Annotated in this window: 11 protein-coding genes and 1 pseudogene; 6 read left to right on the forward strand and 6 right to left on the reverse strand. The window is 69.0% G+C overall.

Annotated elements, in window-relative coordinates:
- Together ASC99_RS39350 and ASC99_RS37015 are read right to left on the reverse strand one after the other, a co-directional pair.
- Nucleotides 1-284 (reverse strand): annotated as a pseudogene (locus ASC99_RS39350) (hypothetical protein); the annotation flags it as partial.
- A 185-nt stretch (nucleotides 285-469) separates the two neighbouring features.
- Nucleotides 470-772: a helix-turn-helix transcriptional regulator gene (locus ASC99_RS37015; RefSeq protein ID WP_082598162.1), complete on the reverse strand. Its 303-nt coding sequence runs from the start codon at nucleotides 770-772 to the stop codon at nucleotides 470-472.
- A 180-nt stretch (nucleotides 773-952) separates the two neighbouring features.
- Here ASC99_RS37015 and ASC99_RS07935 point away from each other — a divergent pair, with 180 nt between their 5' ends.
- The 4 genes from ASC99_RS07935 (at nucleotide 953) to ASC99_RS07950 (ending at nucleotide 4,755) form a co-directional block, all read left to right on the forward strand.
- Nucleotides 953-1,852, forward strand: coding sequence for an aminoglycoside phosphotransferase family protein (locus ASC99_RS07935; RefSeq protein WP_057229817.1), 900 nt, complete (start codon nucleotides 953-955; stop codon nucleotides 1,850-1,852).
- Nucleotides 1,853-2,021: 169 nt separating this feature from the next.
- Nucleotides 2,022-4,070 (forward strand): DUF6262 family protein, encoded by a 2,049-nt coding sequence (locus ASC99_RS37020; RefSeq protein ID WP_162257864.1) that lies wholly within the window; start codon nucleotides 2,022-2,024, stop codon nucleotides 4,068-4,070.
- The gene (locus tag ASC99_RS07945; protein ID WP_157531429.1) at nucleotides 4,070-4,447 is read left to right on the forward strand and encodes a hypothetical protein; all 378 of its coding nucleotides are present in this window, start codon (nucleotides 4,070-4,072) and stop codon (nucleotides 4,445-4,447) included. The genes ASC99_RS37020 and ASC99_RS07945 overlap by 1 nt, the downstream gene beginning before the upstream one ends.
- Complete coding sequence (locus tag ASC99_RS07950) at nucleotides 4,447-4,755, forward strand: hypothetical protein (RefSeq protein WP_057229822.1); 309 nt, start codon at nucleotides 4,447-4,449, stop codon at nucleotides 4,753-4,755. Before ASC99_RS07945 ends, ASC99_RS07950 begins: the two co-directional genes overlap by 1 nt.
- Nucleotides 4,756-4,991: 236 nt before the next feature.
- On the opposite strand, the gene ASC99_RS39660 is transcribed toward ASC99_RS07950, so the two are convergent.
- Genes ASC99_RS39660 through ASC99_RS07960 form a run of 3 tightly spaced genes read right to left on the reverse strand, consistent with a single transcriptional unit; the run spans nucleotide 4,992 to nucleotide 6,878 of the window.
- A complete protein-coding gene (locus ASC99_RS39660) occupies nucleotides 4,992-5,450 on the reverse strand; it encodes a DNA glycosylase AlkZ-like family protein (RefSeq protein WP_063857015.1) in 459 nt (152 codons plus the stop codon).
- A 26-nt stretch (nucleotides 5,451-5,476) separates the two neighbouring features.
- Nucleotides 5,477-6,121 (reverse strand): DNA glycosylase AlkZ-like family protein, encoded by a 645-nt coding sequence (locus tag ASC99_RS39665; protein WP_063857016.1) that lies wholly within the window; start codon nucleotides 6,119-6,121, stop codon nucleotides 5,477-5,479.
- 22 nt (nucleotides 6,122-6,143) lie between these two features.
- Nucleotides 6,144-6,878 (reverse strand): alpha/beta fold hydrolase, encoded by a 735-nt coding sequence (locus ASC99_RS07960; protein ID WP_057229823.1) that lies wholly within the window; start codon nucleotides 6,876-6,878, stop codon nucleotides 6,144-6,146.
- Between the two features lie 80 nt (nucleotides 6,879-6,958).
- On the opposite strand from ASC99_RS07960, the gene ASC99_RS07965 reads away from it, so the two are divergent.
- Nucleotides 6,959-7,933 (forward strand): YafY family protein, encoded by a 975-nt coding sequence (locus ASC99_RS07965; RefSeq protein WP_057229825.1) that lies wholly within the window; start codon nucleotides 6,959-6,961, stop codon nucleotides 7,931-7,933.
- A 92-nt stretch (nucleotides 7,934-8,025) separates the two neighbouring features.
- Nucleotides 8,026-8,328 (forward strand): hypothetical protein, encoded by a 303-nt coding sequence (locus ASC99_RS07970; RefSeq protein WP_235502972.1) that lies wholly within the window; start codon nucleotides 8,026-8,028, stop codon nucleotides 8,326-8,328.
- Nucleotides 8,329-8,538: 210 nt separating this feature from the next.
- On the opposite strand, the gene ASC99_RS07975 is transcribed toward ASC99_RS07970, so the two are convergent.
- Nucleotides 8,539-9,804, reverse strand: coding sequence for an IS701 family transposase (locus ASC99_RS07975; RefSeq protein WP_157531430.1), 1,266 nt, complete (start codon nucleotides 9,802-9,804; stop codon nucleotides 8,539-8,541).
- Nucleotides 9,805-9,872: the final 68 nt, after the last annotated feature.

A 9,872-nucleotide genomic window follows, 5' to 3' on the forward strand; every position in this document is an offset into this window, starting at 1 on the left:
GCCGCTTCCGCCGTCAGTCGGCGTCGCATCTGAAACACCGTCAGCTGGCCCGGAATCTCAGCCGGGCAGACGCGTGGATCGTCGGTAATCTCCCGCCCGGCGGCCTGGACCTGCTCCACGAAGCCCGACCGCTCGCGCCCCTGGCCGCTGCGGAAATCGGGTTTGGAGAAGGGCTGGGCCGCGGGGGCCGCGACCCCGACCAGCAGCAGTTGCAGAGCCCGCGGCCGCGTCGAGTCAGGGGCCAGCAGCCACTCGGTGTCCGTGTCCAGGCGGATCGCCAGCACACAACTGCGGCAGAGCCGCTCCTTGTTCGGGTAGCCCTCGTGCCGGCATCTCCCGCAGACACCACCACTCGGATACCTCTGCCGCCAGGACTGACAGCCCCTGCACTCCCGGGACCGCCTGGTCGGCCCCCAGCCCAGGCAGGACGCACACTGCCGGACCGTCCACTCCCTCACCGGCCCTACCCTCAATTCGGCGGCAGCGACCGCGGTCCGCCACTCTTGCGCGGCGTCGGGCGGACCGGCCCGCCCCCAGATCCCTGCTCGCCAACGGCACGCGGCAGGCTTTGCGGCAGCCCCTCGACCACCGCCACCGGCTCCGCCTCCAACAGATCAGCGACTGTGCAACCCAAGGCCGCGCAGATCATGTCCAGGTCGTCCAGGCGGACTGTGACCGGCGTGTTGCTCCACAGTGCCGCGACCTTGCTCAGAGACGGTGTGAAGCCCGACCTTCTCCAGACTGCGAAATGTCTCAGAGACATCGACGGCATCCCTGTGTGGTGGTCCGAACGGCACTTGGAATTGGGTCGCTCCTGGAGGTCTGGGGTCGTAGCGTCCGGTCATGGACAAGGCCGTCGGGACCGTCATCTGCGAGTGGGAGATCCAGCAGCGTTGCTGGATCTCCCAAAGGCCAGGGTCGGCGCCGCCTGTCTCAACTACTGTGACTGGGCATGATCGAATCCGAGATTGAGATCACTGACGGTCTGGTCCGGGCCCTGCTGCGGGAACAGCACCCCGACCTGGCTGACATGCCCATCCGTGAGGTGGCAGGCGGCTGGGGCAACCAGATGTGGCGCCTCGGGGACGAGTTGACCGTCCGGATGCAGCGGATGGACACCTCCCCCGAACTTCAGCTCAAGGAACGCCGCTGGCTGCCGGTCCTGGCCCCGCGCCTGCCGCTTCCGATCCCGACACCGGTGCGCGACGGTGCACCGTCCGAGCGGTTCCCCAAGATCTGGACCGTCATGACCTGGGTCGAGGGCACGCCCCTGGACCACGGCTGCATCACCCGTACTGACCACGCGGCCGACACCCTGGCGGCCTTCCTCACCGCGCTGCATGTGGAGGCCCCCGCGGATGCACCCCCGGCCTCGGACTTCGGAGCCCACCCCAAGGACTGCACTCCCGGCTTCGAGCACTTCTTGCAGGCGGTGGACCTCGGCCCCGTCTCCGAGGACGACATCCGGGCCGTGTGGGACGACGCCATCGCGGCTCCCCACTGGGAGCGCCCGGCGGTGTGGGTGCACGGCGACCTCCACCCCGCGAACGTCGTCGTCGCAGGCGGCACCCTCGCAGGCGTCGTCGACTTCGGCGCCCTCTTCGCCGGCGACCCCGCCTGGGACCTCACAGCAGCCTGGCTCCTGCTCCCCGCAGGCGGCGCCGCACGGTTCTTCAACAACTACGCGCAGGCGGATGAGGCGGCGGTGCGGCGGGCCCGCGGGCTCGCCGTGGTGAAGAGCCTGTTCCTGATGCTGATGGGCCAGAACGGGGACCTCGGCCTGCCCGGCGGCAAGCCAGAGTGGGGGCCCGCGGGCCGGTCGGCACTCGGTCGCATCCTCAAGGGCATTTGACGTCGGCACAGATTGACCGACCCCGCCGTGTCCACGTTCGTCACTGGCAGGATGGCACTCCATGAGTTCTGGACCATGGAGCACCCACACGATCGAACTCGGCGCTGATGCCGCGTCACCAAGAGGTTCCCGCCCGTCGAAGGTGGTTCCCAGTTCCTGGGTCCGCGCGGTGAACACCGTCATCGCCGAGGGCGTCACTTCGGTACGCGACCACCCTGCCTTTCACTGGCGTCAGTTGTCGCTCAACCACACCACCGTTCCGCAGCTCTTCACGGACTTGCTGGAAGCCCTTGGTGACCTTGACGGCCCTGCTGAGGAGTGGGACAGGGACGTGTGGCGTCCGGAACGCCTCGGCTACAGCATCGAGGAACGGCGACAGGTCGCCCCACTGGACTTCACCGGCATCACCCAGTCCTGGCTACGGGAGAGAACCAGGCGCTACATGCGGCTGCGGCTCGTGCGCACGGAACTGCGCTCGGTCGCACGCAATGTCCATGACGTCGTTGTCTTCTCCCGGTTCATCGCCGAAAGCCGCCCCGACCAGCAGAACGACGCGGCGGTCCTGGACCGTGCGTTGCTGGAGTCGTACATCGGCTGGGTCGGCCGCAGGACGGTGGAGAAGAAGGGCCCTCACTACGGGCAGCCAGTGAGCCCCGGCAGCCGCATCCGCCTGCTGTCGGTGATCTCCACCATGCTCGAAACCTGGCGTCGCTACGGCTGGCAGCCCGTGCTCCCGCCGGATGCCCGGATCCACCGGGACGAGTACCCGCGCCAGCGCGGGCTGAAGGCCAACTTCATCGACGAGTACCTGATGGACCAGATCGAGTCCGAGGAGAACCTCGCCCTGCTCGACCCCGAGACCCGCACGCTGGTGCTGATCTGCCGCGACGAGGGGCTCCGTATCGGCGAGGCACTCACTTTGAAGACCGACTGCCTGAAGAAGACCCCGTCGGGCCGCTGGGCCCTGGTCCACTACAAGAGCAAGGACAAGAGCTTCCGCGCCATCCCCGCCTCCCGCGTGGTCGTGGACGCTATCCGCGGGCAGCACGGCCGCGTCCGGGAACGCTTCAGCGACGGCTGCCACTGGCTGTTCCCCAAGGTCAGCGGCAACCCGGACGGGAAGTATCCGATGCCCTACGGCACGGTCGACACCCGCTTCGACGCCTGGCTGAAGCGCATCCGGCTCGTCGACTCCAACGGCGACGCCGCCATCGTCAACTGGCACCAGTTCCGGCACACCCTGGGTACCAGAATGGCGAACGCGGGCGTGTCCGGACGCACCATCCGCGAAGTCCTCGGTCACACGTCCTGGGAGACGCAGGAGCACTACTCGCGCATCGCGGACGACACCCTTCGCCGCGAATACGAGGAGAAGTACGAGGTCCGCTTCAACCTCAAGGGCGAGGCCGTCAAGGTCCGCCGCGACGCCGACCTGTCCGGCGTCGAGTGGCTCGCCGAGAAGATCGGGCGCCGACTCCACGCGGTGGCCGGCGGCTGGTGCGGACGGCACATTGCGCGCCCCTGCCCCAAGACCGCCGCCGACGGCTGCTACTTCTGCGAAGACTTCCAAACCGATCGACAGTTCCTGCCGATCCACCTCGACACCTCGCCCGCACTCGCGCGCTGCAGGCCAGTGCCGCTGCGGCAGCACGTCCCCGCGCTGTCGGCGTCAATGAACGTCTGGCCACCGCCGTCGAGCATGTCATCGCGAGCATCACCAACCAGGAACGCGACGAGCTGGCCCCGCCAGCGAACAAGAGCGGCAGCGGCCACCAGACCATTGCGCAGGCAGCCGATGCGGGCTGACAATTCGACCCACCTGGCCGAGGCCGCGCAACAGCGGCGCCTGGACTGCATCGCCCGCGTCCAAGCCGCTCTCGACAGCCTGGAGCGCAACGGCGGGCCCGTCACCGTTGCCGGCGTCGCCTCCCGAGCGGGAGTCTCCCGGACGTTCCTCTACGACGACGCCCAGTCAGCCCTGCTGGCCAGACTGCGGGCCCTCGCCAGCAGACAGCCCACCTCGGGCCGACCCGCCTTGCCCGACAAAGAGCGCATCACCACCAAGTCCCATGAAGCCATCGTGCGCGCGTTGCGGGGCGCCAACCGGAAACTCAACGAGGACAACGAGCGGCTCCGGACCGAGCTCGCCGTCGCGCTCGGGCAACTCCGCGACCTTCGCCGCCGCATCCCCACACAGTCCGCGGCCCAACGCAACTGATGCTCTCCCAGTCCGCCCTGGACGAACCCGTTCGAGGCGAAACCGGCGCATGTCATGATCGGCGCATGGACGAATACTCGTGGCCGGACAACGGCGTCGAGGCCGGAGCTCGGTCCCGGGAAGCCTGGTCTGCGACCTGCCTGGCCTTGCCCGTCGGAACCTCGTTGACCGGCGAGGTCGTCGGCCGCCAACCCTTCGGCGTCTTCATGACCATCGACAACGCCCCGGACGCGATCGGCTTGGCCGAGATCACGGCGATGCCCCGGGATGCGGTGCTCCCGCTGATCGGAACCCGCGTCAGCGGCGAAGTCATCTGGCATGCCGGCCACAACTACCAGGTGAAGATCAAGCTCGACGAGTGGAAGGCAAGTACCTGATGTCCAGGCCCAGGCAGGACTGGCGCAGCCGACTGGGCCGACCCGCCACGGTCGTGCTGTTCAGGACCCCACTCAAGTGGCGCTTCGCGGTCTACCTCGCCGCGCCCGGCGGTGTCCTGGACGGCGCGCTTCCCAACGAATCGCCCGACGGTTCACCCGAGTCCGCTCGGGAGGCCATGCGCCAGTGGATCGAGGACACCTTCCAACGGCCGGTCACCATAGCCTGGACGCCCACCGACAAGCCGGACTGGTGGACAGGGGATGTCACCGCGACCCGGTCCGGAAGCGCAGGGGAGCTACCTCGCTGACACTGTCAGCGAGGTAGCTGACCTGCTCAGCTTGGCTCTTCTCAAGGCCAGGTACAGATAACGGCCTGGTCCTCGGTCAGGAAGTTGGTGGGCATCGATCGCTCCTTGATCGTCCAGTTGGCTCGCGCGCGATACTCGCAAGCGTCCGGACGCTCTTGCGATGATCAGCTGTTTCCGTCCGGACCGTCGACTCACCTTGGTAGGAAGCCGCCGCCTCGACGGCGGCCGGGGCACAGCTACGGTGCCCCGGCCGCTCCGTATCTGCGCCTCTGGGAGGCCCAGACCCGTTCTGGCGGGAGGCCGCAGAAAGCGGTGACCGCTGAGGCTTCCGTGTCGGCCAGGGCCTGGACCTGCGACGACAGGGGCTCGAATGCGTCCACCTGGACAACACGGCTGGCATCGCGGCGGGCCCACGTTCCGATGGCCAGGCCATCCGCGACAACCGTGGGACGGATGACGCCGCCGCCCGGCCAGACCCGGCCATGGTGAGCGGCGGGAACGGACAACTCTCGGCCGCGGTAGCCGACGAGGTAGTTGTCGTAGGCGGGCAGCATCCGCACATCAAGGGTGCCGGGGCGGTCCCGAAGTTCCTCCGCGCGCTCGGTCGGCACGCTCAGCGCGCCGTACTCGGTGATCGAGCCGGTTTGCGTCAGCGTCTTCCAGGCCCTGCGGGCCAGGGTGACCGGCGTGGGCAAGCATGGGCTGTGTGTACCCGTCTCGGTCAGGAGACGGCCGTGTGGAGGGTGTCGGCGAGCTCGGCGACGACCGTGTCCTCCTCCCGCCGGGAGTCCCCGGCGCCGGCCGGCAGCCAGTCGTCGAGCAGGACATACGTGGCCTGCACACCGCGCCGAGGACCGTGGCAGAGGACTCCGGTGAGTGCCGCGTGGCAGATCAGGTGGAACGGTGCCTGCCCGTCCGGCTGAACGCCGACAGCGGCCAGGTGCTCCGTCAGTTCGGGCCGGGTGAGCGGTCCGTGCGTGGCAAGAGCGCGCCGGATGAGACGGTCGGATCGCTGGCGCAGGTCGTCGTCCAGGCCGGGCTGGTGGTAGCGACGGCTGGTTGCGGCGAGGATGCGGGGAGCGAGCAGCCGCAGCACCCAGCGGGCATCCGAGCTGGGGATGGTGTGCAGGGTGCCCCGCATGAACCAGCCGCGCACGATGCTCCGCTCGTCCTCGTACGCGGCGCGGATGCCGGTGGCCGTGATGTTCCGCCCGCGTACTCGGATGCCCAGGCCGGCGGCCATGGCGTCCTGGGCCTGGATGGCGAAGACCGGGCGGGCGACCGCCGCGGCGGAGGCTTCCCGCACTCCGTCGGCCAGGGCCTGCGCGCGGGCCCGCAGCCCGCGGACGCTCTCGTGGGCAAGCATGGGCTGTGTGTACCCGTCTCGGTCAGGAGACGGCCGTGTGGAGGGTGTCGGCGAGCTCGGCGGGCGCCGATAGCATTGGCCAGTGTCCGGTGGACAGGTCGAAGCGCCGCCACGGCGCGTGGTTGAGGAAGGCCAGCATCGGCACCCCGGCATCCAGCAGTCCCTGGAAGTCGCGGCAGGCGACCAGGACACGGTCCACGCCGGGGCCGGGTTCGACCGGACCGGCGAGGCGCTGGGTGTAGGTGCCGAACGGCTGAGGGGTGGCACGTGCGCTCAGCACGTCCCGCCGGTCCTCATCCAGTCCGTCGAGGCTGCTGGACAGACCCAGGACCGCGAACCGCGGCATCGGGAGCCAGCAACCGTCGCCGCGGGTCGCGACCTGCTGGCTCAGCTGGTCCGCTACCTCCGGTGGCATGAGGTCGAGCATGCGCATGCCCTCGGCGAACGGGGCGCTGTCCACGTAGACCACGCGCTCCAGCCGGTCGCCGAGTCGCCCGGCCGCCCCGGTGACGGGGGCGGCCGCGTAGCTGTGCGCCACCAGGGTGACCTCGCGCAGGTCGTTCTTCTCGACGAAGTCGGTGATGTCCGCGATGTGCGTGTCCAGATCCGTCTGGGGCCCGCCCTCCCCGGCGCGCTCGGCCAGGCCGGTCAGTGTCAACGGCAGCGCCGTGTGGCCGTGCTCCCGCAGAGCGTCGGCGGTGTCTTGCCAGGCCCACGCGCCGAGCCAGGCGCCGGGAACGAGTACGAAGGTGGTCATGTGATCTCCCTGAAGTGAGGTGCTGCGGGGAGCGTAGAATCGATACAGGACAGAATCAGCCCTGAAATGTCGAGTGATCCATGTCGCATCCCCTGACCCGCGTGCTGACCCTGCTGGAAGTGCTCCAGTCGAACGCCGGGCTCACCGGGAGTGAGCTGGCCGACCGGCTGGACACCGATGTACGTACGGTCCGCCGGTACGTCGCGCACCTGCGCGACCTGGGCATCCCCGTGGAGGCCGAGCGCGGCCGCTACGGCGGCTACCGACTGGCCCGCGGCTACCGGATGCCGCCCCTGGTGCTCACCAATGACGAGGCCCTCGCGGTCGTCCTCGGACTCCTCGCGGCCGAACGGCTCGGGATGGGTACGACGGTGCTGGCCGGCGCGGGCGCCCGGGCCAAGATCGAGAGGGTGCTTCCGCAGGCCCTGCGGGAGCCGCTCGCCGCCATGCGGGAGACTCTCTCCTTCACCGCCAACGCCGTGAGCGCGCAGGCACCCGGGAGCGGTGTCCTGCTGGCTCTGGCACAGGCCTCGCGTGCCAAGACAACCGTCGGCATCAAGTACCTGTCCTGGCGGCAGGCCGAGACCGAGCGCGACATCGACCCCTATGGCGTGGTCTTCCATACCGGCCGCTGGTATCTCGTCGGCCACGACCACCTCCGCGACGACCTGCGAACCTTCCGCATCGACCGCATCGCCTCCGTCACCCCCCGCCCGCTGACCTTCGCCACCCCTGACGGCTTCGACCCGGTCGCCCACCTCACTGCGACCCTCGCCCAGGGGCCTTACCGCTGGCAGGTCGAGGTGACGATCCACGGCCCTCTCGACGAGATCGCCCGAAGGCTGCCGGGGACGGCTGTCACGCTCACCGCCCAAGCCGTCGGCGTGCTGATGCAGGCACGGGCGGAACGCCTTGACGGCATGGCACACCTGCTCGCCTCGCTGGAGTGGCCCTTCACCATCCACAGCCCCGACGAACTCCGCCAAGCCCTCAAGGACCTGGCGGGTCAACTCGCTGCCGCCGCCGAACGACAGCCGGGAGCCCTGTCGCGGTAAATCCGGTATTTACCGCGACGGCAACAGCTCGCTAGAAGGGAATCCTAGCCGCTTGCTCTTGACTGTCTTCCTAGAAGGAGTACCTTGAAGGCATGACTAAGAGCGAATCCCGGCTCATGCCGACGGGTACCTGCTGGTGCGGATGCGGGACCGAGGTCGGCCTCGGCTCCTTCTTCTCCCAGGGGCACGACAAGATCGCAGAAGCCGCCCTCCTGGCAGCCCGGTACGACAATTCCGTCGCCCGACTCATCGCGCACCACGGTTTCGGGCCCGACAACGGCGTCCGCGAGGCCGCGGTCGAGAACGGCAACTGGGAGCGGTGCCCGGGTGTGGACTGCAACTACCTCGGAGCCCCCGCCAGCATCCGCGCTCACCGCAAGAAGGCTCAGCACTAGTAGGGCTTGGTCAGGTTCGTATTGGTGTGGGTATGTCGCGGTGGCAGGTGGGGCAGGCGCCGGCCCAAGTGCTGAGGAGCAACTGCAGCTNAGCACTAGTAGGGCTTGGTCAGGTTCGTATTGGTGTGGGTATGTCGCGGTGGCAGGTGGGGCAGGCGCCGGCCCAAGTGCTGAGGAGCAACTGCAGCTCGCGGACGACCTGGTAGAGGGTCAGACCGCTGCCGGTTCTTTTGGGGCACGGGTCAGTCTCCGCAGGGTGCAGAAGGCGTGGGCGAGGGAGGCGAGGGTGACGTGGTGGTGCCAGCCGCTGAAGGTGCGGCCCTCGAAGTGGGCAAGTCCCAGGGCTTGTTTCATCTCCCGGTAGTCGTGTTCGATGCGCCAGCGGAGCTTGGCCAGACGGACCAGGGTGGTCAGCGGGGTGTCGGCGGGCAGGTCGGAGAGCCAGAACTGCACCGGCTCGGCCTCTTTGGCGGGCCACTCGGCCAGCAGCCAGCATTCGGCCAGCTCGACACCTTCGGTGGCCTCGCGGATCTCGCGTCCGGCGGGGCGGATCCGCAGGGCCACGAATCGCGAGTACATGCGCTTCAACCCGGTGCGGCCCCGGCCGGGGCGTGAGCCCTCGCGCCAGGACACGGGCCTGGCCGCACCCCGTCCCGCCTCGATGACCAGTGCCTTCACGCTGCGGGCCGGGTCGGGATACCTGGCGACGGGCCGTCGTCCGATGCCGTTGTAGGGCGGTGTAATGGGGTGGGCGGCGGCCGGATGGGCGGCGGGCCGGCTGGAGATGCCCACCACGTAGTGCAGGCCGCGCTGGTTCAGACCCAGGCGGAAGGCGACCGTGTCGCCGTAGCCGGCGTCGGCCAGGACCAGGGGCACCTCGACGCCCCAGGACCTGGTCTCGTCGATCATGTCCAGGGCGAGCTGCCACTTCTCCACGTGTCCCAAGTCGGCGGGGATAGCGCAGCGTTCACGCCGGGCCACCTTGAGCGGGTCGGCCTGCGGCGAGGCCGGGTCCCACGACGTGGGCAGGAACAGGCGCCAGTTCACCGGCGTAGAGGCATGGTCCCGGGCCAGGTGCACCGAGACCCCGACCTGGCAGTTGGTGACCTTGCCCGCGGTGCCGGTGTACTGCCGGGACACACACGCCGAAGCGTCGCCGTCCTTCAGGAAACCGGTGTCGTCAACGATCAACGCGCTCGGCGCGATTGCTTCCTGCATCCGCCATGCCAGCCGGGCCCGCACGTGGGCCGGGTCCCACGGGCTGGAAGTGACGAAGTGCGCCAGGGCCTGCCGATTGCCGTCCTCGCCAAGCCGGGCCGCCATCGGCTCGACCGACTTGCGTCGCCCGTCCAGCAGCAGCCCCCGCACATACGCCTGCCCCCAGCGATGCTGATCCGAGCGTGTGAACGCCTCGAACATCTCCGCCGTGAACGCCGCCAAGTCCTCCCGGACCTGATCCATCTCCCCAGGTGTCACACACCATCAACGCGCCCACGGACCCAAGGACACGCCATCAGCGAGTGCACCTGACCAAGCCCTACTAG

Source organism: Kitasatospora sp. Root107 (assembly GCF_001424875.1).
In the GTDB taxonomy this organism is placed as follows: Bacteria; Actinomycetota; Actinomycetes; order Streptomycetales; family Streptomycetaceae; genus Kitasatospora.

Excerpts from the sequence above, each read along its gene's own strand:
- ASC99_RS07950 (WP_057229822.1), top strand. The coding sequence starts at position 4,447 with ATGTCCAGGCCCAGGCAGGACTGGCGCAGCCGACTGGGCCGACCCGCC.
- ASC99_RS39665 (WP_063857016.1), bottom strand. The coding sequence starts at position 6,121 with ATGCTTGCCCACGAGAGCGTCCGCGGGCTGCGGGCCCGCGCGCAGGCC.
- ASC99_RS37015 (WP_082598162.1), bottom strand. The coding sequence starts at position 772 with ATGCCGTCGATGTCTCTGAGACATTTCGCAGTCTGGAGAAGGTCGGGC.
- ASC99_RS07935 (WP_057229817.1), top strand. The coding sequence starts at position 953 with ATGATCGAATCCGAGATTGAGATCACTGACGGTCTGGTCCGGGCCCTG.
- ASC99_RS07965 (WP_057229825.1), top strand. The coding sequence starts at position 6,959 with ATGTCGCATCCCCTGACCCGCGTGCTGACCCTGCTGGAAGTGCTCCAG.
- ASC99_RS07970 (WP_235502972.1), top strand. The coding sequence starts at position 8,026 with ATGACTAAGAGCGAATCCCGGCTCATGCCGACGGGTACCTGCTGGTGC.
- ASC99_RS07960 (WP_057229823.1), bottom strand. The coding sequence starts at position 6,878 with ATGACCACCTTCGTACTCGTTCCCGGCGCCTGGCTCGGCGCGTGGGCC.
- ASC99_RS07945 (WP_157531429.1), top strand. The coding sequence starts at position 4,070 with ATGCTCTCCCAGTCCGCCCTGGACGAACCCGTTCGAGGCGAAACCGGC.